Raw genomic sequence first — 23,625 nt, forward strand, 5'->3', positions numbered from 1 at the left:
ACAGGCATCTCCCACCCAGCAAAATCAACCAACTTACCCCCCAACTCAACGTGCAAAGAATGCAATGGGGTGCGTTTTAAATCGGTCATATCTCTAGCCTTTCGATCAGCGAGATTGGTCACGAACGACCATGACGGTGCAATGCGCGTTGCGCACGACACGGGCCAGATTTGGGCCAATCTCATAATTCGGGAAATCGCCTTTGGTCGACGCCATGACGATCAGATCAAAGCCGTCCTTGTAGGCCAGCTTCAGGATTTCGCGGTAGACGCTGCCTTCTTCGACATGCACTTGTACGTTAGAGGCGTTGCCGTGATCCAGAATGGCCTGAACCGCATTGCGCACGTGGTCCTTGGCGCCGGCGCCATAATTGGCGGGCAGATTCGGCAGCTGGATGATCTCGGGGATGACGGCAACCGCATGCAGTTCGGCACCGTAGAACTTCGCCTGTTCCAATGCGACCGGCAGGGCCAGTTTCCACGAGCGGTCGTCGGTGTGATCAATAGGCAGCAGGATTTTCGTGGCCATCACGTCTCTCCTCGAGATATGGAATTCTGTTTAAGTGCGGAGGGCCGACGCGGCCCCCCGTTTTATTTTGGGGCCGGATTACTCGGCAGGTGTTCCACCCGGCTCTTCGGACTTGCCACCCGAGGCAAAGAACTCTTTCGTCAGTTTGAAGACGATCGGGCTCAGTAGGGCCAGGGCGATCAGGTTCGGGATGGCCATCATGGCGTTCAGCGTGTCCGCCAGCAGCCAGATAAAGCCCAGATCCGCGGTTGCGCCAAAGTAGATCGCGATGATCCACAGGATGCGGTACGGCATCAGGGATTTGACACCCAGCAGGAACTCGACGCATTTCTCACCGTAGAACGACCAGCCGAGGATGGTTGTGAAGGCGAAGATCGACAGAGCGATTGCGATCAGAGCACCGCCACCCGGCAGCGACGTGGCGAATGCCAGCGAGGTCAAGGCCGCACCGGATTCCCCGGAGGTCCATGCACCTGTGGAGATGATCGCCAGACCGGTGATCGAGCACACGATGATGGTGTCGATGAACGTACCCAGCATCGCGATCAGGCCCTGGTTGACCGGACCTTTGGTCTCGGCTGCCGCGTGAGCAATCGGAGCCGAACCCAGACCGGCTTCGTTCGAGAACACACCACGTGCCACACCAAAACGGATGGCGGCCCAAACGGCTGCACCTGCAAAGCCACCTTCGGCGGCGGACGGCGTGAAGGCGTAGGTGAAGACCAGTGACAGCGCGTTGCCGATCTCGCCAATGTTGATGATCAGAACCAGAAGACCAGCGACAATGTAAGCGATTGCCATGGCCGGAACCAGTTTACCAGCAACCGCACCGATGCGGGTGATGCCGCCCAGAATAACGGCTGCGGTCAGGATCATCAGAACAACGCCGGTGACCGAAGTGTTCACGCCGAAGTTCGATTCCAGAACCTGCGCCACGCCGTTGGCCTGCACGCCGTTTCCGATGCCAAAGGCTGCAACTGCGCCGAACAGGGCAAATGCAACGCCCAGCCAGGCCCATTTCGCGCCGAGGCCGTTTTTGATGTAGTACATCGGGCCGCCGACAAAATTGCCCAGCTCGTCTTTTTCACGATATTTAACCGCGAGAACGGCTTCGGCATATTTGGTGGCCATGCCCACCAGGGCGGTCATCCACATCCAGAACAAAGCGCCCGGACCGCCCAGGAAGACAGCTGTGGCCACACCGGCGATGTTGCCCGTACCGATGGTTGCCGACAGCGACGTCATCAGCGCGTTGAACGGGCTGATCTGACCATCACCTTGGCCTTCGCGGCCAGCAAACAGCAGCTTGAAGCCGGTGCCGATTTTCAGGATCGGCATGAATTTCAGCCCGACCTGCAGGAAGAAGCCGACGCCAAGGATGAGGACCAGCATCAGCGGCCCCCATACGACGCCATTGATGGCTCCTACGATTGAATTTAACGCTTCCATGGTTTCCCTCCCATTTGCGTTTGGTTTATGCCCCGTTGGCGATGGCCCGCTGGCGGGCCTGCTTGAGGGCGGCAAAATCTTCGTCGGCGTGGAACGAGGAACGTGTCAGCGGCGTCGCTGACACATGCAAAAAGCCCTTGGACCTTGCGATCTGTTCCAGTTGGGCGAACTCCTCCGGTGACCAGAACCGGTCAATTGGATGGTGTTTTGGGGTCGGCTGCAGGTATTGACCTACGGTTAGAAAATCGACTTGTGCTGCGCGCAGATCGTCCATGACCTGACGCACGTCATTCAGGCTCTCGCCCAGGCCAACCATCAAGCCGGATTTCGTAAAGATTTCTGGGTTTGCGCGCTTGGCATCATCCAGAAGTCGCAGTGAAGTATAGTAGCGTGCGCCGGGGCGAACGGTCGGGTACAGGTGCGGAACGGTTTCCAGATTGTGGTTGAACACGTCCGGGGCAGCATCGAACACCACATCCGCCGCATCGCCTTTGCCCAGAAAATCGGGGGTTAGCACCTCGACCGTGGTGCCGGGGTTCTGATGACGCACGGCACGGATGGTTTGCGCGATATGCTCGGCCCCGCCGTCTGCCAGATCATCGCGATCGACCGAGGTGATCACTACGTGGCGCAAGCCTAGTTTCATAACCGCTGCAGCAACACGGCCCGGCTCGAACAGATCCAGTGCATCAGGGCGTCCTGTTGAGACGTTGCAGAAGGAACAGCCGCGGGTGCAGACCTCGCCCATGATCATCATGGTGGCGTGGCGCTTGGACCAGCATTCGCCAATGTTGGGGCATGCAGCCTCTTCACAAACCGTCGTCAGATTGTGGTCGCGCATCAGGCGACGGGTCTCGTAATACTCGGGCCCGTCGACCTTTTTCTTGCGAATCCACTTGGGCTTTCGCGGGATGACGCTGTCAGCCTTTTTGGCTTTTTCCGGATGGCGGGTGCGAAGCTGGATGGTCATCTGGCTGTTCCCTCTCAGGCGTGGATTGCGCGGCCCATGGCGTCCAGGCAGGCTTCCTTGACGGCCTCGCCCATTGCCGGATGCGCATGACAGGTTGAGGCGACCTCGCCGACGGTTGCGCCCTTGGTCATGGCCAGAACCAGTTCGGCGATCAGGTCACCGCCATGTGCGCCGCAGATATGCGCGCCCAGGATTTTGCCATTTGGGTCGGCCAGTACTTTGACGGCTCCGTCTGTCTCGCCAGTCGAACGCGCGCGTGAGTTGGCCATGAAGGCAAACTTGCCGACAGCGTATTCGGACCCGGCTTCTTTCAGCGCTTCCTCGGTCAAACCGACCGAAGCGACCTCGGGGTCCGTATACACAACGCCAGGAACGGTATTGTAGTCCACATGCCCGGTTTCACCGGCCAGCATTTCGACACAGGCGACGCCGTCTTCTTCGGCCTTGTGGGCAAGCATCGGGCCGGGGACACAGTCGCCAATCGCATAGATGCCGGGAACCGAGGTGCGGAACGACGTGTCCACCTGAATGAAGCCGCGCGGGTCAAGGGCTATCCCCAGATCTTCCAACCCAAGCCCGCGCGATACGGGGCGGCGTCCGACGGCGATCAGAACCTTGTCGGCTTCGATCACCTCTTCCTTGTCTTTGCCGACCCGGTCCAATGTCAGCGTCAGCCCAACGTTGGTTTTGTCGATGGTTTTCAGTGCGCGCCCCAGCTGAAACTTCAGGCCACGCTTTGACAGGGCGCGCTGTGCGAGTTTTGCTATCTCGCCGTCGATTCCGGGCAGAATGCGGTCAAGATACTCAACAACCGTGACCTTCGCGCCCAATCGGGACCAGACCTGTCCAAGTTCCAGGCCGATCACGCCAGCACCGACGACCACCAGATGTTCGGGAACAGCATCCAGCGCGATCGCTCCGGTCGAGCTTAGGATATCCTGCTCGTCAATCTCGATCCCGTTTAGCGGGGTTGGCTCGGAACCGGTGGCGATCAGGATGTTTTTGGCTTCATAAACATCGTCGCCAACTTTGACCTGCCCGTCAGAGGGGATACTGGCCCAGCCCTCAACCAGATCGACGCCGTTTTTCTTGAACAGAAACGCAATGCCCTTGGTCAGATCGCCGACGATCTTGTCCTTGCGACCCATCATCGAGCTCAGGTCGATGCTGGCCCCCTCGACAGCAATGCCATGGGAGGAGAGATGTGCAAGCTCGGCATACTTAGCCGAGGAGGTCAGCAACGCTTTGGAGGGTATGCACCCCACATTCAGACAGGTTCCGCCAAGCGAACCGCGGCCTTCAACGCAGGCGACTTTCATGCCCAGTTGTGCTGCGCGGATTGCTGCAACATATCCGCCGGGTCCGCCCCCGATGACGATTAGGTCGTAGATACTCATTGAACGGTCTTTCAGTAGATCGGGTGGCTGGCGCAGAGTGCGCGGACTTTTTCGCGGGTTTCGGCTTCGATCTTCGCGTCGCCCTCGGGGGATTGGGCCAAGGCCTCGAGCACGTCGCCGATCAGGTGACCGATCTGTTTGAACTCTTCCGGTCCAAACCCGCGGCTGCAGCCTGCTGCGGTACCCAGCCGGATACCGCTGGTCACGGTAGGTTTTTGCGGATCGCCCGGCACGCTGTTCTTGTTGCAGGTGAAACCGGCACGCTCCAGCGCGGCTTCTGCGTCTTTGCCGGTCACGCCCAGCGGGCGCAGATCGACCAGCATCAGGTGGTTTTCCGTGCCGCCCGAAACGATGTCACATCCACGCGCCATCATGACGTTTGCCAGCGCCGATGCGCTATCCACAACGCGTTGCATGTAGTCCTTGAATTCGGGCTTTAGCGCCTCGCCAAACGCGACAGCCTTACCGGCAATCACATGCATCAGGGGGCCGCCCTGAAGGCCGGGGAATACGGCCGAATTCATCTTTTTCGCCAGCGCCTCGTCATTCGTCAGAATGATCCCGCCGCGCGGACCGCGCAGGGTTTTGTGTGTGGTCGAGGTAACCACATGCGCGTGGCCGATAGGCGAGGGGTGCAGCCCGGTTGCGACCAGACCGGCGATATGTGCCATATCCGCCAGCAGCCAAGCGCCGACCTCATCCGCAATGGCGCGGAAGCGGGCGAAATCGATCTTTTGCGAATAGGCGGATGCGCCAGCGATGATCAGTTGTGGCTTTTCGGCTTTCGCCAGTTCTTCGACCTGATCATAGTCAATCAGACCGGCATCGGTCAGGCCGTACTGAACCGGGCGGAACCACTTGCCGGATTGTGCTGGTTTGGCACCGTGCGTCAGGTGGCCACCCGCATCCAGTGACATGCCCAGGATTGTGTCGCCGGGGCTGAGCAGGGCCAATTTAACAGCGCCGTTTGCCTGCGCGCCCGAATGGGGTTGAACGTTGGCGTATTCGCAGCCGAACAACTGTTTCAGACGGTCGATGGCCTCGGATTCAACTTCGTCTACAAATTCGCAGCCGCCATAGTAGCGACGGCCAGGGTACCCTTCGGCGTATTTGTTGGTCAGGACTGACCCTTGCGCGTCGATCACAGCTTGCGAGACAATATTCTCGGACGCGATCAATTCGATCTGTTCAGCCTGACGTTTGCCTTCTCGCGCAATTGACGCAGCGACAACCGGATCTGCTTCGGTAAGCGACGTTTTGAACATGGTTTCCTCCTCAGGCACCGAATCCTCAGTACGAAATTTTGTTTCCTATAGTGGAATTCGTGCAGCTAAAGCAACATATATCTCACATTTGTGAAGTTGTGTGGTTAGAGGGAAATCTGTAACCTCTGGTAAAAAAGGGAGATATTTATGGGCGACGAGACTCGCGGTGATGTTTCCTCACCGGAAGATCAGGACGAAGGTGAGGTTCTGGGGCGCTCCATCCGCGATGCACGACGTGCAAAAGGCTGGACTTTGGAGGAAGCCGGACGCGCGGCGGGAATCGGTCGGTCCACCCTGTCGAAGATCGAGAACAACCAGACGCGGCCAAGTTTCGACATCGTGCGCAGGCTGACGCAGGCGCTGGATATGAGCACCCCTCAGCTGTTTCTGCAGTCCGGGCAATCGGGGATTTCGGGAAGGCGCGACTTTACCCCGAAAGGTGAAGGCGAGATAAAAAGCACACCGACCTATTTGCACGAATTGCTGTGTCCCGAGCTGACCAGCAAGCGGATGCTGCCCTATATCGCGACAATCAAAGCTCGCGACCTGTCAGAGTTCGAAAACTGGATCCGGCATACGGGTGAAGAGTTCATGTATGTCATCAGCGGCGAGCTGATCTTTGTATCAGAGCATTATCGCCCGCTGCCGATGAAGGCTGGTGACTCGCTTTATTATGACAGCGGGATGGGGCACGGGTGCATTTCAACCAGTGAGGAAGATGCGAAGGTGCTGTGGGTGTCACTCGAATAAGCGCGACGCACAAGGCATGAATTAAAGCGGTCCCAGCGGCCGCTTTTTTGTAGGATAAGACGGTCTCTGGGTCAGGTGTGGCCCAGCACCTTGCGGGCAACGCGGAAACACTCCAGCGCTTGCGGGACGCCACAGTAGATGCCAATCACGTGGATGATGGCTCGGATTTCCTCGGGCGAGACGCCGTTGTTGATCGCGCCCTTGCAGTGAATTTCCCATTCATGCATTTTGCCCAACGCGCCGATCATGGACAGGTTCATCATCGATCGCGTCTTAGGGTCGATCACGTCATCGCCCCAACCAAACCCCCAGCACCACGCCGTCATCGCTTCTTGAAACGGGCGGGTAAAGTCATCGGCCGCCGCCAGGTTCTTTTCTACATATTCCGCACCAAGCGTGTTCTTGCGCTGCTCCAGGCCTTTCAGGAACAGGTCTTCGTCGAAAATATCAGCCATCTATGGTCTCCGGTTCTTCATCGCTTTGCGCGGTGTTCGTAAATGCGATCATAATGTGGGTTCGTTTTGAACTGTACCCGTTCGATCCGATCCTGCAGGTCACTTTTGGGCGCACACAGATTACTCCACCCCCTCGCGCATCCATTGCTGCAAACGGGCAATCGAGTGTTCCGACATCACACCACAACCCGGGTCCAGTACGAGCGGACCGGGGCGGTAGCCGCGGGATTTCAGGCCGCGATGGACGCTTTCAACCAGATGGATGTCTTCCTCGACCGTGGTTTCACGGTCCTGTACAGCCAGTTGCCGGATCACCGCACTTTCCGAGCCGCCCTCGGTGTACCAGCCGCGCCAGACGGTGCAGTGATCGGCATCGACCGCGCGCCAGTGATAGGTGTTCAGCACATTGCCCGGGTAACACTGGAACGAGAACATCGGCCAAAGGAACCATGACTGGTAGTCGCCCGCATGCGGCACCGACAGGTCGACCGGGTAGGTCATCTTGTCGAGGCTTTGGCATTCGGTCGTATGGCGCAGCACGTAACCGCCGCCTGCATCGGGCTGGATGTCGTAGGTCTCGGGCTTGACCACACCTTCGGCAAAGGTCGGGTGGTTGGTCGGGCAATGATAGCACTCCGAGTAATTCTCGATACTGACCTTCCAATTGCAGTTTTCCGGGATTTCGACCCATTCCAGCGGTTCCAGATCATCGATATGCTGAACGAACGCGCGGATTTCCTCGCGCACGCCGGGGTACCATTCATCCATCGGGGCGGCGTTGTCGTCGAGGTTGACGAAGATGAATCCGTTGAACACCTCGGTCCGAACCGAAGTCAGGCAGATGGCGCTGCGGTCAAAACCGGGGACGGATTTGATATTGGGTCCCGCGCGCAGCTGGCCGGACAGCTCATAGGTCCAGGCGTGATAGGGGCAGACCACGACGCGGGTGTTACCAGCACCGGTGACCATTTCATGCGCGCGGTGCTGGCACACGTTATAGAACGTTCGAATTTCGCCGTCTCGGCCCCGAATGCAGAACAGGTTTTGCCCGGCGATTTCAAAAGCAAAGTAATCGCCCGATTCCCGAACCTGCGCCACATGCCCGGCGAATTGCCATGTGCGGGCCAGAAGCCCCTGCATCTCCTGCGCGAAAATCGCGGGGTCGGTATAATACCGCGCGTCCAGTGAATGCGTCAGAGGTGCGTTCATTCGGGTTCCTCCGCGTAGAGGCCAAGCTGGTGGCGGCGTTGGTGAAATCGTTCCACCCGCTCGACGATCTCATCGCTGGAAACGGCGATCACAAAGGACAGCAGCGTTTCCAGCAAGGCGATGGTCGAAACCGAGGACGGAAAGAACTGCGGTGTGTCGGCGGCAACGACAAAACCGTGCTGTGCGTTCAGGATCACCGGGCTGGCCGGGCTGTCCGAAATGCCGATGACGGTCAGCCCCTGTTGGCGGGCCAGTTTGATCGCGTCGATGACTTCAGTGCGGTAGGGATGGCAGGTGATCGCGATCAGTACGTCTTGCTCATCCGCCCAAGCCAGATCGTCGACTGGGGTCGAGCCGGGGCGCGGGATGGCGTGAAACTGCTTCATGCCGGTTGAGGCCAGATAGGTGAAGTTTCGCGCGTTAGAATTGTTGACGCCAACGCCCAGTGTGAAAATCTGGCGACAATTCCAGATATCCTCGGCCGCGGCCTTCAGGTTTGCGGCGTCGATCCCGGCAAAGGTTTCTTCGATATTGCGGATCGCGGCGCCGATCATATCGGCATAAAGACCGCCCAGTTCCCCTGACTTGCCGATGTCCTGCAACCAGCGGGCGCGGTCCGGAAATGACACACGTCCCTGCCGGATCGCATCCCGGAACGGGGCACGGAAATCTTCGTAGCCTTCGAACCCCACCTGCTGGGCCATCCGCACGAAGGTGTTCGGTTTTACTCTGGCGGCCTCGGCAATCTCGCGCACAGTAGAAACCCCAACGTCCGTCGGGTTTTCCAGCACGTAGCGCGCGGCCTTCTGCGCCTCGGGCGTCAGGGCGTCCCATTCTTCGGACAAGCGTTCCAGAACGATCGATGATACATTTGTGTCATTCATGATTGACGATGGTACATTTGTGGAATTAGCCTGTCGAGCAGAAACGCGACTCGGGAGAGGAAAAATCATGTCCGAGAAGAATCTGCCGTCCCATTCCCGCGTGGTGATTGTCGGTGGCGGCGTCATGGGGGTCGGTCTGGCCTATCATCTGGCGCACGAAGGCTGGGGCGACGACACGGTTCTGCTTGAAAAGGCCGAGCTGACCAGTGGCAGCACCTGGCACGCCGCTGGGCAGATCACGCATTCGACGTCCAGTTTTGGGTTGGGCAAATGCGTCGACTACAACATCGGTTTGTATTCCGGCCTGCTGGAGGCTGAGACCGGCCAGCCGGTGACATGGCATGGGTGCGGGTCTTTCCGTCTGGCCTATACCGAGGATGAGATGGACTGGCTGCGCCACACCTTGTCGGTGGGCCGGTCGCTGGGGTTCAACATTGAGCTGGTCGGACCTGAAAAGGTGGCCGAACTGCACCCGTTCTACAATCACGAAGGCGTGTTGGGTGCACTGCACACGCCTGATGACGGGCATGTGGACCCGACCAACGTCACCATGGCAATGGCAACTGGAGCGCGGCAAAAGGGTGTACGCATCTTCCGCAGCTGCCGTGCGACCAACATCACCCAGGCCGAAAACGGCGAGTGGGTGGTCGAAACCGAGCAGGGCGCCATTACCTGCGAGCACGTGGTGAACGCTGGCGGCACGTATGCCCGTCAGATGGGTGAGTGGTCGGGACTGCAACTGCCCATGACTTCGATGACGCACCATTATTTTGTAACGGAACCGGTGCCCGAATTCCAGAATCTGGACAAGGAACTGCCGGTGATTCGCGATGACCGCAAGGTCTCGGGCTATATCCGGATGGAGCAGCAGCGCGGCCTGATCGGGATATACGAGAAAGAGAACCCGAACTCGGTCTGGCATGATCATTGCCCCTGGGAATACGAGAACTGGCTGTTCGATGCCGATTACGACCGGGTGATGCCGTGGCTTGAGGAAAGTCTGAACCGCATGCCGATCTTTGCCGAGTTGGGCATTCAGCGCGATGTGCATGGGGCAATTTCGCATCCGCCCGATGGCAACCCTCTGATCGGGCCGGCGCCAGGTGTGCGGAACTATTGGTGCTGTTGTGGGACGCAGATCGGCATCGGCTGGGGGCCGGGTCTGACCCGCGAGTTGGCACGCTGGATGGTGCATGGCGCGGCCGATATCTCGATGCGTGAGTTCGATCCACGCAGGTTCGGAAGCTACGCGAACAAGGATTGGCAGGTGATCAAGGCTGAGGAAGACTACTGCCTTCGCCACGAGATCCCGTTCCCGCATTTCAACCGTTTGGAAGGGCGTCCGATCAAGCCGTCGCCTCTCTATGATCTGTTGAATTCCAAGGGTGCAGTACATGAAGAGGTTTATGGCTTTGAGCGCCCCCGCTGGTTCGCGCGGGATGAGGTCGAGCAGCGTGATCACTACTCCTTCCGCCGGACCCCTGCGGATCACATGGTCGCGGCTGAGGTCAAAGCGGTGCGCGAACGCGTGGGCATCATGGACGTGACCGCCTTCACCAAGGTCGAAGTCTCGGGCCCTGATGCCTACGCGCTGCTGGACCGGCTGATCGCCAACCGGATGCCGCAAAAGGTCGGCTCGATCACTCTGACGCACATGTTGAACCGCCGTGGCCGGATCGAATTGGAAACAACCATCGTTCGGATGGCCGAAGACCGCTTCTATCTTGTCTGCGCTGCCTTCTTTGAGCAGCGTCTGCTGGACCATCTCGCGCAACAACGCACGAAGGAGAATGTTCAGGTCACGGCCCTGTCTTCCGACTGGTCCGCCCTGTCGCTGAACGGCCCCCGGTCGCGGGACGTGTTGGGGCAGTGCACCGATGCCGATCTGACCAACGCTGGTTTCCGCTGGCTGTCAGCACAGGCAATCACCATTGCAGGTCACAAGATCTGGGCCTTCCGCATGTCTTATGCCGGCGAGTTGGGGTGGGAACTGCACATGCCCAATGCCGCCTGCCTCGATGTCTACACCGCGCTCTGGACCGCTGGCGAACCGCATGGCATCACCGACTATGGCAGCTTTGCCATGAACGTGATGCGGATGGAGAAGGGGATCAAGGGCGCGGGCGAGCTGACCAACGAGGTCACTTTGGCCGAGGCTGATGTGTTGCGCTTTGCGCGTACGGACAAAGAGTATCTGGGCAAAGACAAAACCCTGAACACTGACTTGCCGTGGGTGTGTGCCTATCTCGAAATTGAGCCGGATGGTGAAATTGATGGCCACGGTGGAGAAGCGGTGATGCTGGATAGTCGTGTCGTGGGCTCAACTGCCTCGGTCGTCTATGGGCACACGGTCGGCAAGATACTCGCCTTTGCGTACATCAAGCCCGAGGTTGCTGCCCCGGGCACTGAGTTACAGGTCGTGATCCATGGCCAACCCCGCGCGGCCTGTGTTCTGGGCGAACCTGCTTATGATCCGCAAAGCCTGCTGCCCCGCACCGACGCTATTCTGGAGACTGCATAATGAGCTTGCCTGACAAAATGAAGGCCATGGTCACGATGGGCCATGGCGGCTTGGAACAAATGGTGCTGCACAAAGACTGGCCGCGCCCGGAACCCGCGGCCGGCGAGGTGTTGATCAAAGTCGCTGCCTGCGGGCTAAACAACACGGACGTCAATACGCGGTCCGGCTGGTACTCAAAAGCCGTGACCGATGCGACGACGGGCAGCGCGTTCGAGGAAGTCAGTGACGAGGATCCGACATGGGGCGGCGCGCCCATCACTTTTCCCCGAATCCAAGGGGCTGATATCTGCGGGGAAATCGTCGCCGTGGGTGGCAGTGTCGATCCCGGGCTGATCGGCCAGCGCGTCATCACCGATGGCTGGCTGCGCGACCCGTCTGATCCGGGCAATAAGGACAAAACGGGTTATTTCGGCTCGGAACGGGACGGTGGTTTTGCTGAATACGCCACGACTCTGGCGGTTAACGCGGTGCCGATCCGGTCCGACCTGTCGGATGCCGAACTGGCCACGTTCTCGTGTTCCTATTCGACCGCCGAAGGCATGCTGACCCGCGCAAATGTAACTGACACTGACACGGTTCTGGTGCCCGGAGCCTCGGGCGGGGTTGGCGGTGCCTTGGTGCAACTTGCCAAACGCCGGGGTGCACGGGTGATCGCGATGGCGTCGGATGCAAAACACGCAGACGTTGCCGAACTGGGTGCCGACAAAATCTTGTCTCGTGCCCCGGAAAATCTGCGCGCGGCGCTTGGCGATGAAAAGGTCACCGTTGTGGCCGATGTGGTTGGTGGTCCCTACTGGCCAAACCTGATCGACGTTCTGGAGCGCGGCGGGCGGTACACCTGCTCGGGCGCGATTGCCGGGCCCATGGTCGAATTCGATCTGCGCACGTTCTACCTGCGTGATCTGACCTTCACCGGCTCTACTGTGATTGATCCGCAGGTGATGCGTAACATCGTTCAGTATATCGAGGCCGGTGAGATCAAGCCCGCCCTGGCCGCGACCTATCCCCTGGAAGAGTTGCGCGAGGCACAAGCCGCATTCATTGCCAAGCAGCACACCGGCAACATCGTGGTGATCCCATGACGCTGGACGACGTTCTCGAAGCTGCCCGACAGCTGCATCAATCACATCCTGAGCTTTCAGATTTCGGAGTCTGGCCTGATGACCTGGCGCCAACGGATCAGGAGCCAAACCAAATCCCTGCCGTTGAACTGATTCAGCGGACCGGTTTCCGGACCGGGGATGCAACGCGATCCCTTTCAGACGCGATCAGGGCAACCGCACATCTGGCGCTGTGGAAACACACCTATACTGAGGAAGAGGTCGGAGCCGATTTCCTTAATCGCTATGGCTATTATGAGTTGTTCGGCCCAACTGGGCATTTCCACTCGACCCAAATGCGCGGCTACGTCGCTTACTGGGGGGCGGGCCTGAATTATGATTGGCACAGCCATCAGGCCGAAGAACTCTATCTGATCGTAGGCGGTGGGGCGATGTTCCGCGTCGAAGAAGACGAGACTTACGTCGGCCCCAATCAGACACGACATCACTGCAGCTGGCAAAGCCACGCCATGACAACAACCGACGAGCCAATTCTGGCTTTCGTTCTTTGGCGAGGACAAGGATTGAACGACTTGCCACAAATGGATGCGGCATGAAAACCATCCCGATACATATCTGGTCACCCCAATGTGGGCGGGCCTGTTTTGCGAAATGGCCCAGTATGGCCATTGAGGAGTTCCGTCTATGAGACCGCAAGCCGAAGCCACTCAGATGATTGACGACGCCCGCGTGCGTGTGACGCGATTTGACTTTGCACCGGGGGCCGAAACGGGATGGCATCGTCATGCAATGGATTACGTCATCACCGCCATAACGGATTGCCATATGCGGCTGGAACTGCCCGATGGTTCGGCCAATGAAGTGACAGTTGCTGCGGGAGTAACTTATCGCCGCGACGAGGGTGTCGAACACAACGTGATCAATGCCGGGGACGCGCCGATGACCTTTGTTGAAGTGGAACTGAAATGAAAATCACTCGTCTTTCAGTCTACCATATCGACCTACCGCTTGAGCACCCGTATTGGCTGTCTGGTGGGCGGTTGAAGTTTGAAACGCTCGACGCAACGATTGTAAAGATCGAAACCGATTCAGGTCTGACCGGTTGGGGCGAGGGTACCCCGTGGGGCCACACATATGTTCCAGCCCACGGTCCGGGTATTCGCGCCGGAATTCAGACGATGGCACCGTTCATTCTGGGCCTTGATCCGCGTCGGGTGCTGGATGTCGAACGGGCGATGGATATCGCTCTGCCAGGCCACCTCTATGCCAAAAGCCCCATTGATATGGCTTGCTGGGATATTGCGGGTCAGGCCGCCGGTCTGCCAATTGCCGATCTGATGGGCGGCGGGTCTCGCACGCCGCGCCCGATTGCCTCGTCGGTCGGTGCGAAGACCGTCGAAGAAACGCGCGAAGTGATGGAGCGCTATCGCAGCCGAGGCTACGTTGCGCATTCGGTTAAAATCGGTGGGGATGTAGAACGCGACATTGCCCGCGTCCGTGACGTGGAAAGCATCCGGCGCCCCGGCGAGATCGTCCTTTATGACGTCAACCGTGGCTGGACCCGGCAGCAAGCCCTGCGGGTGATGAGCGCCTGTGAGGATCTGAACGTGATGTTTGAACAGCCCTGCGAGTCGCTGGACGATATCGCCGCGATCGCGGGCCGCCATGCCTCACCCGTTTCGGTGGATGAAAGTCTTGTGACCCTGCAAGACGCCGCCCGCATTGCCCGCGAAGGGTTGGCTGAGGTGTTCGGAATAAAGCTGAACCGTGTCGGTGGCCTGACCAAGGCGGCACGGATGCGGGACATCGCGTTGGCGCATGGAATCGACATGTTCGTGATGGCCACCGGTGGTTCGGTTCTGGCCGATACTGAGGCGCTGCATCTGGCGGCCACCATTCCGGACGATAATTGTCACGCGGTCTGGGCGTGCCAGGATATGATCACCGTCGATGTCGCTGGTGGGCGAGGCCCCCGCAATATCGACGGCCACCTGCATTTGCCGAAAACGCCGGGACTTGGTGTGCACCCTGACGAAGGTGCGTTGGGCGATCCCGTCGGAGTTTATCATTGAGGATCATCAGGATAACGCTCTGGGCCGTCGATCTGACGAGTCATGAGACCTATCACATGGCTGAGGGTAAGACCTGCGCGACCGTGACCTCTCATATCCTGTGCCTTGAGACAGATACAGGCTTGAGGGGTTGGGGCGAGGTCTGCCCGATCCCGCACTACCTGCCAGCGTTTGCAGGCGGAGTGCCGGGCGCAGTGACAGAGATGGGCCGCGAGATTCTGGGCATGTCCCCTTTCGGGGTAGATGCGCCGATGAGAAAGCTGGACCGGTTCCTGCAGGGGCATCTCTATGCCAAGTCTCTCGTCGACATCGCGCTTTGGGATTTGTTCGGGCAGGCAACGGGCCAGCCGGTCTACGCGCTGCTGGGTGGGCGGACGCGGAAGGACATGCCGCTGTACCACTCGATCACCTGCGTCGCGCCGGATGATATGGCGCGGATCTCTAAGACGGCTTACCAGACCGGCATTCGCCAGTTTCAGGTCAAGCTAGGGGTCGAAGGCGACTGGCAGGCCGACGCCGAGCGTTTGACCAAAGTGCGTGAGGCCGTGGGACCGGGGCCTCTGGTTTATGGCGACTGGAACTGCGGTGCTTCACGCTTGCAAGCTACGCGAACGGGCAGGGCGGTGGCCCACTTGGATGTGATGCTGGAACAGCCCTGCAAAACACTTGAGGACTGTGCGGCGGTTCGACAGGCCACTGGCTTACCTATGAAGATCGACGAGAATGCCCATGATCTGGCATCACTACGGCGCGCGCATGAGTTGGGCTGCATGGATGCTGTTGCGCTCAAGCTTTCGAAGTTCGGCGGGTTGTCGGCCATGCGCCGGGCGCGTGATCTGACCGTGCATTTCGGGGCTGAGATTTGTGCCGAATGTACCTGGGGCTCGGATTTAGTCACCGCAGCGTCGCTGCATTTTGCGGCCTCGACCCCGCACGGGTCACTGATGAATACATGTGACCTGTCATCTTATGTGGCGCCTCGCATTTGCCCCGACGCACCAAACCGTGAAAACGGCCGGATTGCCCCGCCCGACGGACCGGGGTTAGGTGTTGTGCCAGACCCAGAGGTTCTTGGTCCGCCAATTTTGGAGATCGTTTGAGATGCTGAAAATCAACACCCAATCCGAATGGATCGCCCGCGCGAATGAGGTACTGCCCGCCGGTGGGTTTGGTAATTTCGATCCCGGAATCATCATCGCGCGCGGCGAGGGCAGCCATGTCTGGGATGAGGATGGCAACGAATATGTGGACTACCTGATCGGTTCGGGCCCGATGTTGCTAGGCCATGGTCACCCCGAAGTCATAGAAGCCGTGCTGGAACAGCTGCCCAAGGGTATGACTTTCTTTGCCAACAACGCCCGGGGCATCGAACTGGCCGAGGCCATCGTTGACGCGGTGCCGTGTTGCGAGCAGGTCCGCTTTGTCGCTGCGGGGGGGGAGGCTGATATGTACGCCATTCGTCTGGCCCGTGCCTATACTGGCCGTAGCAAGATCCTGAAATTCGAAGGCGGCTATCACGGGATGAGCGCCGAGGCACAGATGAGTCTGGCCCCCAGCCGCCACGTCAACTTCCCACAGGCGGTCCCGGACAGCGCGGGCATTCCGGACAGCGTGGCCGAGCAGATGCTGATCGCGCCTTTCAATGATCTGGAAGCCGTTGCCAACCTGCTGGCCGAGCATGATGACGTTGCCGCGATCATGGTTGAGCCGTTACAACGAATTGTCCCTCCGGCACCCGGATACCTTCAGGGATTGCGCGATCTCTGCGACAAACACAATGTCCTGTTGATTTTCGATGAAATCGTCACTGGATTCCGTTTGGCCTATGGCGGTGCGCAAGAGAAATATGGCGTAACGCCCGATATCTGCACCCTGGGCAAAATCATCGGCGGCGGCTTCCCTTTGGCCGCGCTGGGCGCAAGCGCCGAGATCATGCAGCATTTCGACAAAGCGAAAGTAGGCGAGGATGGCTGGCTGATGCAGTTGGGCACGCTGTCGGGTAACCCCGTCGCTTCGGCTGCCGGGTTGAAGACGATGGAGGTTTTGCGGCGCGACGGCATGTATGACCATCTGCGTGAAATCGGCGCCGAGCTTCAGCAGATGCAGATGGATGCTCTGACCGGGGCTGGCATTCCGCATCAAATCTGCGGGGACGAAACCCTATTCGACATCTATTTCACCGATACGGACTGTCGTGATTACCGCAGCGCCAAACATGACGACCCCCGACGAAACGCTGTCTACAACGATTCGCTGCGCGCACACGGGATTTTCAAAGCCCCCGGCAAACTCTATCCGTCTCTGGCTGTGACCCAAGCAGATCTGGATCAGACGCGGATGGCCGTTGAGAAAGCGGTTCAGGCGATCAGCGCAGCCTGAGGGTCAAAAAGGCCATAAAAGTAAGCGGGCCGCTGTCATTTCTGACAGCGGCCCTAACTGGTTGGATTTCAGGGTCTGGTCTCGCCCCCTCGAATACCACTTAAAAGAGAACGGACTAAAAAAACTTTCGACTATTTCGAGACCGACCCGACTTCACAACCGGTATGAATACTTTATGCACCATCGACGGTGCTGTCTCAGTGAAGTAGTTCACTTTTCATAAACTTTTTTATTTCTTCCAATCAAAAAAGCCTGGGCCTGCCTGTTTCAGCAGGGATTCTGCCATGGCGCGACCTATTTCCGGGCCATCTGCGACCGACCCAGTGGTGTCCTCGGATATGGATTCGGACCCGTCGGGGCGCAAAACCTCACCGCGCAGGCGTAGTTGATCACCTTTTTTTTCTGCCAAACCCGCGATCGGCGTTTCGCAAGAGCCGTCCAAAGCGGCCAGCAACGCGCGTTCTGCTGCCAATCGCTGCGCGGTCTCAGCATGGTGGATGGCCTCGAGCATTTTGGCCGCACGGGAATCATCGCCACGGCGTTCGATGCCGATCGTGCCTTGGGCGATGGCGGGCAGCATATCTTCGACGGCGATGGCGGTTGCGGGAACCTCCTCCATATTCAGACGCCGGATGCCGGCCATGGCCAGAAACGTGCAATCGGCCACACCATCTGCCAGCTTCTTGAGGCGCGTTTGAACATTGCCCCGAAACTCGACCACGTTCAGGTCCGGGCGACGGTTCAACAATTGTGCCCGCCGCCGCAGCGATGAGGTGCCCACAACTGCACCCTGCGTGAGGTCACGGATCGAGCTCAGGCTGGGTGAGATAAAGGCGTCGCGCACATCTTCGCGCGGCAGAAACGTGTCCAGGACAAGACCTTTTGGCTGTTCAGCTGGCATGTCCTTGGTTGAATGCACCGCGATGTCGATATCTCCGCGCAGCATCGCCTCTTCGATTTCCTTGGTGAACAGGCCCTTGTTGCCAATCTCTTTCAGCGGGCGGTCCGCATCAATCATGGCGCGGTTGTCACCGGTGGTCTTGATCACCACAATCTCAAACGCGTCTTCGGGCAGATCAAAGGCTTTGCCCAGTCGCTCACGGGTTTCATAAGCTTGCGCCAGCGCCAGCGGTGAGCCACGAGTGCCGATTTTGAGCGGTGATGCGGGGGTTGGCAGGGTCAGTGTCATATGCACAGCTTTAGTCGCGTCACATTGCCCTGACAATGGGGGCAGACCTTGACAAATTGACGCCGAAGGCAGACCCGTTTGCCGCAAACCAGACGAGTGGGGACAAAGATGGCCGAGACAAAGAAACTGCTGCGGGCGCTGGCTGGCGAAGTACAGGACGTGCCACCAATCTGGATGATGCGGCAGGCGGGGCGTTATTTGCCGGAGTACCGCGCAACCCGGGCGCAGGCCGGGGACTTTTTGTCTTTGTGTTATAACCCCGAGTTGGCGGCCGAGGTGACGTTACAGCCGATCCGCCGCTATGGCTTTGACGCGGCTATTCTGTTTGCTGACATTCTGTTGGTGCCGCAAGCTCTGGGTGCGGATCTGTGGTTTGTCACAGGTGAGGGGCCGCGGTTGTCGACGATCACTCAGCAATCCGATTTCGATGCGCTGAAACCGGTATCGGATATCCATGAAACCCTGTCGCCGGTGTACGAAACTGTCCGAATCCTTTCGCGAGAATTGCCATCCGAGACCACCCTTATCGGGTTCGCAGGCGCGCCATGGACGGTTGCGACCTACATGATCGCCGGTCGCGGCACGCCCGATCAGGGACCGGCTCATGCGCTGCGCGAGGAAAACACCGCCCTGTTCGAAGCGCTACTGGAGCGGATCACGCTGGCCACCATCGAATATCTCTCGGCCCAAATCGAGGCCGGTGCCGAGGTGGTGAAGATTTTCGACAGCTGGGCCGGGTCGCTGAAGGGCGATGCCTTTCAGAAATATGCGGTCGAGCCTTGCCGTGTGATCACGCAGGCCATCAAGCAGCGCCATCCGGGCATCCCGGTGATCGGTTTCCCGCGCGAGGCAGGTGATGGTTACATAGGTTTTGCCAAGACCACCGGCGTGGATTGCGTTGCGCTGGACAACTCCGTGTCGCCGGATTGGGCGGTCGAGCATGTGCAGGTGGATGGTTGCGTTCAGGGCAATCTGGCCTCGTCACACATGGTGACCGGCGGACAGGCGCTGGTGGATGAGACGCGTCAGATTGTCGAGGCGTTCTCGAAAGGACCGCATATCTTTAATCTGGGCCACGGGATCACGCCAGATGCCGATCCTGAAAACGTTCAACTGATGATCGACACGGTGCGGTCGTGGCGGGACGCGTAGAGGGGCCAGCCCCACTCGGATTTTGGCCAACTCACCCAGGGAGATTTTTAGCCAGGTGAGGGGTCAGGAGGCGTGTTGGTAGACAGCTGATCCAGAATATCCTGCCTGTGTTCGCCTCGGCGTGGGCTGGTTTTGGGCTGCCATGTCTCGGTCGAAAAGCGGGGCGCAGCCGCAGCCTGCAGCGCTCCGTCATGGTCGATCCAGGTATGGCGCGCGGCGTTCATGGGATGGGCTTGCGCCTCGACCGGGTCGAGTACGGGCGCGACGCAGGCGTCGGAACCTTGGAATATATCGGCCCAGTGGGCGCGGGGTTTACTGGCGAATAATTCGGTGAGCCGTTGCGTGAGTTTGGGCCAAAGTGCCGGAACATATTGGTTTTTGAATTCGGGATCGTTGGTGAGTCCCAGTTTTTGCAGGAATTCGGCGTAGAACTTGGGCTCAAGACACTGGACGGACATGAAGCCCCCGTCCAGGCACACGTAAGTGCGGCTCCAATGTGGGCCATCCAGCAGGCTTTGACCGCGCGCTTCTGACAGGTTTCCGGTTTGGCGCATACTCATCAACAAGTTCATCATGTGGGCCGATCCGTCATAAATGGCGGCATCAACCACGGTACCCTGTCCGGTCCGCTGCGCGTTGAGAAGCCCGGCAAGAATACCGGCAACTAGATACATGGCACCGCCGCCTATATCCCCGACCAGGGTCGCCGGGGTCTGCGGGGGCTGGCCCGCTGCTGATGCATACCACAATGCCCCGGACAATGAGATGTAGTTCAGATCGTGCCCTGCAGTTTCAGACAACGGGCCGTTCTGACCCCATCCGGTCATGCGACCATAGACCAGTTTGGGGTTCGACGCGTTGAACGTGTCGGGACCCAGTCCCAGCTTTTCCATCACGCCGGGGCGGAACCCTTCGATTAGCGCATCGGCCGAAGAGATCAGACTCCTTGCGATGTCCAGATCGGCGGCATCCTTCAGATTCAAGTCAATCGAGCGTTTGCCGCGGTCCAGGACGGATTGCTCGGGCATACCCGGTACGGCAGGCTGGCCTTTGCGGTGGATCGTGATGACGTCCGCCCCCAGATCGGCCAACAGCATGGCGGCGAACGGACCTGGCCCCAAACCTTCAATTTCAATGATCCGTATTCCGCTGAGCATGAGCCCTCTCCTTTCTGCGCAGGTTTTCGGGGATACCCGGGGATTGCAAGCCCGGATTCTGTTGGCTTGCCAGATGGTCACGCGATCCTTAGCGTTCCGAATGGGATGGAGAGCGAGGCTCGGATGCGGTTGTGGTTCCTTTTTGGTGGCGCCGTTGCGCTGGCGGTGTTGGTAGGCGTGTTTTCGCGCCTGCATCCCCCTGGCAGTATGATGTTGGCGGCGGGTCCAGAAGGCGGCGCTTATGAAACGGTTGCGCGGGACTACGCCGAAATTCTGGCGCGCGATGATATTCAACTGGAAATACTGGATACCGCTGGTTCGGTCGAAAATGCTGAACTGCTTAGCGCGGGCGATGTCGACGCTGCATTTCTACAAGGCGGTATCCGGGTTGATCCAAAAAAGGCTGAGGCCGTCGGGGCAGCGTTTTTTGAACCCATCATCTTTTTGGTCAACGAAGGCGCAACTATCCCCAAAAACCCCGCCTTGTGGACCGGTTTGAGGATCAACAGCGGCGCACCAGGCTCAGGTACGGCTGCGGCTTTTCGGGATTTCGAAAAGGCGGTCGGCTTGAATGAGGGGGATAATATACATTTCTCAATCCCCTATGCAAAAGCCGCGGCCGCTTTGTTGGACGGGGATTTGGATATCGCCGTCTATGTTGCGCCCATCGAAGCTCCCTATCTGAAGGCCGCATATGCAGAGCCGGGGCTTCGCGTGCTGGCGCTGGATCATGTTCAGGCGATCTCGCGGCGGTTGGAATACGCGACGGTGGTGACAGTTCCGGCGGGAGGAATGTCGTTGGACCCAGTTCTTCCGCCGCGACCGGTAGAGTTGATAGCGATCGAAGCCCGTCTGGTCGTGCGACCGGATTTGCACCCTGCGCTGATCAACCGTCTGACGATGGCGGCGATTGAATTGCACAGTGCCCGCGGAATTATCGCCGATCCGGGGGCATTCCCCAACCTCGAAGGTGCAGGGATGACTATCAACAATACGGCTCGGCAGCTAATTGTTGATGGTCCTTCGACATGGCATAATTGGCTGCCCTATTGGATCGCGGCACAGATTAACCGGGTTCTTTTGCTGTTGCTGCCGTTCTTTTTCATTGTCGTGCCTCTGATCCGGCTTGTGCCTATGGCCTATGCCTACGCGATGCGGTGGCGGGTTTGGCAGCACTACCCCGAAATCCGGGAAATTGAGGAGGAACTGGCCAACAATCCCGGTGTCAACGAGCTGCGCGAGATGCAGGCGCATCTGAACGCCCTAGATGAACGCCTCGCAACGTTGCGGCTGCCCGCGGCCTATCGGCAAGGACTGTACGATGCGCGGTTGCATGTCGAACTTGTACAAAAACGGGTGGCCGAATTGCAGCAGCATAGTCAGACCTGACCAAGCTGCGCGCCCACAAAAAAGCGCAGAACAATGTGCGGAATTGACCTGTTCTGTGACGGGCCATCGGGGTAGTGTCCCCGCCAGAACAGGGAATGTGCATGACAACTATTCTGTCCATTAGGGATTTGCGTAAGTCCTATGCCGACGGATTCGAGGCGCTCAAAGGAGTGTCCTTGGATATCGAGCAGGGCGAAATTCTGGCGTTGCTGGGCCCAAACGGGGCTGGCAAGACAACGCTGATTTCCACCGTGTGTGGCATTACCACGCCGACTTCGGGCACCGTTACCGTAGGTGGGCATGACATCCAGACCGAATTTCGTGCCGCGCGCCGGATGATCGGGCTGGTGCCGCAGGAAATCGCGCTTGAGCCGTTTGAGAAAGTTTGGAACACGGTCCGGTTCTCTCGCGGCCTGTTCGGATATGGCAGCGACAATGCCCGGATCGAAGAGATCCTGCGCAAGCTGTCTCTGTGGGACAAGCGTAAAAACGCGATCAAGGAACTGTCCGGTGGCATGAAGCGCCGCGTGCTGATTGCCAAGGCCTTGGCACATGAGCCGCGCGTGCTGTTCCTGGATGAGCCGACCGCCGGCGTAGATGTCGAACTGCGCAAGGACATGTGGGAGATCGTGGCCGAGCTGAAAAAGGCCGGGGTCACCATCATCCTGACGACACATTACATCGAAGAGGCCGAAGCCATTGCCGACAGGGTAGGTGTGATCGACAAGGGTGAGCTGCGGCTGGTGCAGGACAAGAACACCCTGATGGCCCAGATGGGCAAGAAACAGATCGAGGTTATGCTGGCCGATCCTATCCAGGCCATTCCCGATAGTCTGGCTGTGCATAACCTGACGCTGAACGGCAATGGCGATGCGCTGGTCTATACCTATGACACGCACGCGGACCGCACTGGGATCACCACTTTGCTGAACGATGTGGCGCAGGCGGGGCTTGTTCTGCGCGACGTGCAGACCCGGCAGTCGAGCTTGGAAGAGATTTTCGTGAACCTGGTATCCGGAGAACCCGCATGAACTGGTCTGCCATCGCTGCAATCTACCGGTTCGAAATGGCCCGGTTCTTCCGCACTCTGGCGCAGAGCTTTCTGTCGCCGGTCCTGTCGACCTCGTTGTATTTTGTGGTCTTCGGCACTGCGATCGGCAGCCGCATCCAAGAGGTCGAGGGTGTATCTTATGGCGCGTTTATCGTGCCGGGGCTTATCATGTTGTCCGTTGTGATGCTGGCAATCTCGAACGCGTCATTCGGGATCTACTTCCCGAAATTCCTTGGTACGATCTACGAACTGTTGTCGGCGCCGGTGAATTTCATAGAGATCGTAATAGGTTACGTCGGGGCCGCCGCCACCAAGTCGCTATTTGTCGGGCTGGTAATCCTTGTGACAGCCACATTCTTCGTGGACATACGCATAGAACATCCCTTTGCGATGGCGGCGTTCCTGATCCTGTCCTGCCTCAGTTTTTCGCTGTTAGGCTTTATCGTCGGGATATGGGCCAGCAACTTTGAACAGATATCTTTGGTGCCCCAACTGGTTGTCACGCCACTGATATTTCTGGGCGGCACGTTCTATTCGATCTCGATGCTGCCGCCGGTGTGGCAGACGATCACCCTGTTCAACCCGGTTGTTTATCTGATTTCCGGGTTCCGCTGGTCGTTTTACGGGTTGGCCGATGTCCCGATCGGATTCAGCCTGTTGGCGATTCTGGTCTTCACGGGGACTTGTCTGGCTGTGATCGGCTGGATCTTCAAAACCGGTTGGCGCATTCGCAGCTAGGGCGTTGCA

Annotated in this window: 22 protein-coding genes; 12 read left to right on the forward strand and 10 right to left on the reverse strand. The window is 58.7% G+C overall.

The window, feature by feature from the left end:
• Positions 1 to 105 precede the first annotated feature (105 nt).
• The 5 genes from AC2FJE_RS13895 to glyA form a co-directional block, all read right to left on the reverse strand.
• Positions 106 to 528 (reverse strand): universal stress protein, encoded by a 423-nt coding sequence (locus tag AC2FJE_RS13895; RefSeq protein WP_282121347.1) that lies wholly within the window; start codon positions 526 to 528, stop codon positions 106 to 108.
• Positions 529 to 606: 78 nt separating this feature from the next.
• Positions 607 to 1,977 (reverse strand): alanine/glycine:cation symporter family protein, encoded by a 1,371-nt coding sequence (locus tag AC2FJE_RS13900; RefSeq protein ID WP_496758483.1) that lies wholly within the window; start codon positions 1,975 to 1,977, stop codon positions 607 to 609.
• Positions 1,978 to 2,002: 25 nt separating this feature from the next.
• Entirely contained in the window at positions 2,003 to 2,947 is a 945-nt protein-coding gene (lipA, locus tag AC2FJE_RS13905) for a lipoyl synthase (RefSeq protein WP_496758481.1), read from the reverse strand.
• A 14-nt stretch (positions 2,948 to 2,961) separates the two neighbouring features.
• Positions 2,962 to 4,344: a dihydrolipoyl dehydrogenase gene (gene lpdA, locus AC2FJE_RS13910; protein ID WP_496758479.1), complete on the reverse strand. Its 1,383-nt coding sequence runs from the start codon at positions 4,342 to 4,344 to the stop codon at positions 2,962 to 2,964.
• A gap of 11 nt (positions 4,345 to 4,355) precedes the next feature.
• Entirely contained in the window at positions 4,356 to 5,609 is a 1,254-nt protein-coding gene (gene glyA, locus AC2FJE_RS13915; protein WP_108860661.1) for a serine hydroxymethyltransferase, read from the reverse strand.
• A gap of 147 nt (positions 5,610 to 5,756) precedes the next feature.
• Here glyA and AC2FJE_RS13920 point away from each other — a divergent pair, with 147 nt between their 5' ends.
• Entirely contained in the window at positions 5,757 to 6,359 is a 603-nt protein-coding gene (locus tag AC2FJE_RS13920; RefSeq protein ID WP_058273647.1) for a helix-turn-helix domain-containing protein, read from the forward strand.
• 71 nt (positions 6,360 to 6,430) lie between these two features.
• On the opposite strand, the gene AC2FJE_RS13925 is transcribed toward AC2FJE_RS13920, so the two are convergent.
• The 3 genes from AC2FJE_RS13925 to AC2FJE_RS13935 all read right to left on the reverse strand — a co-directional run bounded on the left by AC2FJE_RS13925 (position 6,431) and on the right by AC2FJE_RS13935 (position 8,907).
• On the reverse strand, positions 6,431 to 6,814 hold the full coding sequence (locus AC2FJE_RS13925) for a carboxymuconolactone decarboxylase family protein (protein WP_282169880.1): 384 nt from the start codon (positions 6,812 to 6,814) through the stop codon (positions 6,431 to 6,433).
• A gap of 120 nt (positions 6,815 to 6,934) precedes the next feature.
• Positions 6,935 to 8,023 (reverse strand): aromatic ring-hydroxylating oxygenase subunit alpha, encoded by a 1,089-nt coding sequence (locus AC2FJE_RS13930; protein ID WP_496761063.1) that lies wholly within the window; start codon positions 8,021 to 8,023, stop codon positions 6,935 to 6,937.
• Positions 8,020 to 8,907 (reverse strand): MurR/RpiR family transcriptional regulator, encoded by an 888-nt coding sequence (locus AC2FJE_RS13935; RefSeq protein ID WP_496761064.1) that lies wholly within the window; start codon positions 8,905 to 8,907, stop codon positions 8,020 to 8,022. The genes AC2FJE_RS13930 and AC2FJE_RS13935 overlap by 4 nt, the downstream gene beginning before the upstream one ends.
• Before the next feature lie 67 nt (positions 8,908 to 8,974).
• On the opposite strand from AC2FJE_RS13935, the gene AC2FJE_RS13940 reads away from it, so the two are divergent.
• From AC2FJE_RS13940 to AC2FJE_RS13970, 7 genes are all read left to right on the forward strand, one after another.
• Positions 8,975 to 11,428: an FAD-dependent oxidoreductase gene (locus AC2FJE_RS13940; protein WP_496761065.1), complete on the forward strand. Its 2,454-nt coding sequence runs from the start codon at positions 8,975 to 8,977 to the stop codon at positions 11,426 to 11,428.
• Positions 11,428 to 12,510: an alcohol dehydrogenase family protein gene (locus tag AC2FJE_RS13945; protein WP_496761066.1), complete on the forward strand. Its 1,083-nt coding sequence runs from the start codon at positions 11,428 to 11,430 to the stop codon at positions 12,508 to 12,510. Before AC2FJE_RS13940 ends, AC2FJE_RS13945 begins: the two co-directional genes overlap by 1 nt.
• Complete coding sequence (locus tag AC2FJE_RS13950) at positions 12,507 to 13,085, forward strand: dimethylsulfonioproprionate lyase family protein (protein WP_282121356.1); 579 nt, start codon at positions 12,507 to 12,509, stop codon at positions 13,083 to 13,085. Before AC2FJE_RS13945 ends, AC2FJE_RS13950 begins: the two co-directional genes overlap by 4 nt.
• An 88-nt stretch (positions 13,086 to 13,173) precedes the next feature.
• Positions 13,174 to 13,458 (forward strand): cupin domain-containing protein, encoded by a 285-nt coding sequence (locus tag AC2FJE_RS13955; protein WP_058278883.1) that lies wholly within the window; start codon positions 13,174 to 13,176, stop codon positions 13,456 to 13,458.
• On the forward strand, positions 13,455 to 14,561 hold the full coding sequence (locus AC2FJE_RS13960) for a mandelate racemase/muconate lactonizing enzyme family protein (protein ID WP_496761067.1): 1,107 nt from the start codon (positions 13,455 to 13,457) through the stop codon (positions 14,559 to 14,561). Before AC2FJE_RS13955 ends, AC2FJE_RS13960 begins: the two co-directional genes overlap by 4 nt.
• Positions 14,558 to 15,661, forward strand: coding sequence for a mandelate racemase/muconate lactonizing enzyme family protein (locus AC2FJE_RS13965; protein WP_496758465.1), 1,104 nt, complete (start codon positions 14,558 to 14,560; stop codon positions 15,659 to 15,661). The genes AC2FJE_RS13960 and AC2FJE_RS13965 overlap by 4 nt, the downstream gene beginning before the upstream one ends.
• Position 15,662: 1 nt before the next feature.
• Positions 15,663 to 16,940 carry an aspartate aminotransferase family protein gene (locus AC2FJE_RS13970; protein ID WP_496758462.1) on the forward strand — a complete coding sequence of 426 codons (1,278 nt, stop codon included), beginning with the start codon at positions 15,663 to 15,665 and terminating at the stop codon, positions 16,938 to 16,940.
• A 229-nt stretch (positions 16,941 to 17,169) separates the two neighbouring features.
• Here the strand turns inward: AC2FJE_RS13970 and hemC are convergent, their stop codons facing one another.
• A complete protein-coding gene (hemC, locus tag AC2FJE_RS13975) occupies positions 17,170 to 18,129 on the reverse strand; it encodes a hydroxymethylbilane synthase (RefSeq protein WP_496761068.1) in 960 nt (319 codons plus the stop codon).
• Positions 18,130 to 18,237: 108 nt separating this feature from the next.
• On the opposite strand from hemC, the gene hemE reads away from it, so the two are divergent.
• On the forward strand, positions 18,238 to 19,281 hold the full coding sequence (gene hemE / locus AC2FJE_RS13980; protein ID WP_496761069.1) for a uroporphyrinogen decarboxylase: 1,044 nt from the start codon (positions 18,238 to 18,240) through the stop codon (positions 19,279 to 19,281).
• 47 nt (positions 19,282 to 19,328) lie between these two features.
• Here hemE and AC2FJE_RS13985 read toward each other — a convergent pair whose 3' ends face one another.
• Positions 19,329 to 20,438, reverse strand: coding sequence for a CaiB/BaiF CoA transferase family protein (locus tag AC2FJE_RS13985; RefSeq protein WP_496761070.1), 1,110 nt, complete (start codon positions 20,436 to 20,438; stop codon positions 19,329 to 19,331).
• A 123-nt stretch (positions 20,439 to 20,561) separates the two neighbouring features.
• Here AC2FJE_RS13985 and AC2FJE_RS13990 point away from each other — a divergent pair, with 123 nt between their 5' ends.
• From AC2FJE_RS13990 to AC2FJE_RS14000, 3 genes are all read left to right on the forward strand, one after another.
• Positions 20,562 to 21,827, forward strand: coding sequence for a TAXI family TRAP transporter solute-binding subunit (locus AC2FJE_RS13990; protein WP_496761071.1), 1,266 nt, complete (start codon positions 20,562 to 20,564; stop codon positions 21,825 to 21,827).
• Between the two features lie 101 nt (positions 21,828 to 21,928).
• Positions 21,929 to 22,858 (forward strand): ABC transporter ATP-binding protein, encoded by a 930-nt coding sequence (locus tag AC2FJE_RS13995; RefSeq protein WP_058273632.1) that lies wholly within the window; start codon positions 21,929 to 21,931, stop codon positions 22,856 to 22,858.
• Positions 22,855 to 23,616 (forward strand): ABC transporter permease, encoded by a 762-nt coding sequence (locus AC2FJE_RS14000; RefSeq protein WP_058273631.1) that lies wholly within the window; start codon positions 22,855 to 22,857, stop codon positions 23,614 to 23,616. The genes AC2FJE_RS13995 and AC2FJE_RS14000 overlap by 4 nt, the downstream gene beginning before the upstream one ends.
• The last annotated feature ends 9 nt before the right edge of the window (positions 23,617 to 23,625 follow it).

The sequence above is a fragment of the Ruegeria sp. CDSC002 genome (assembly GCF_059610905.1).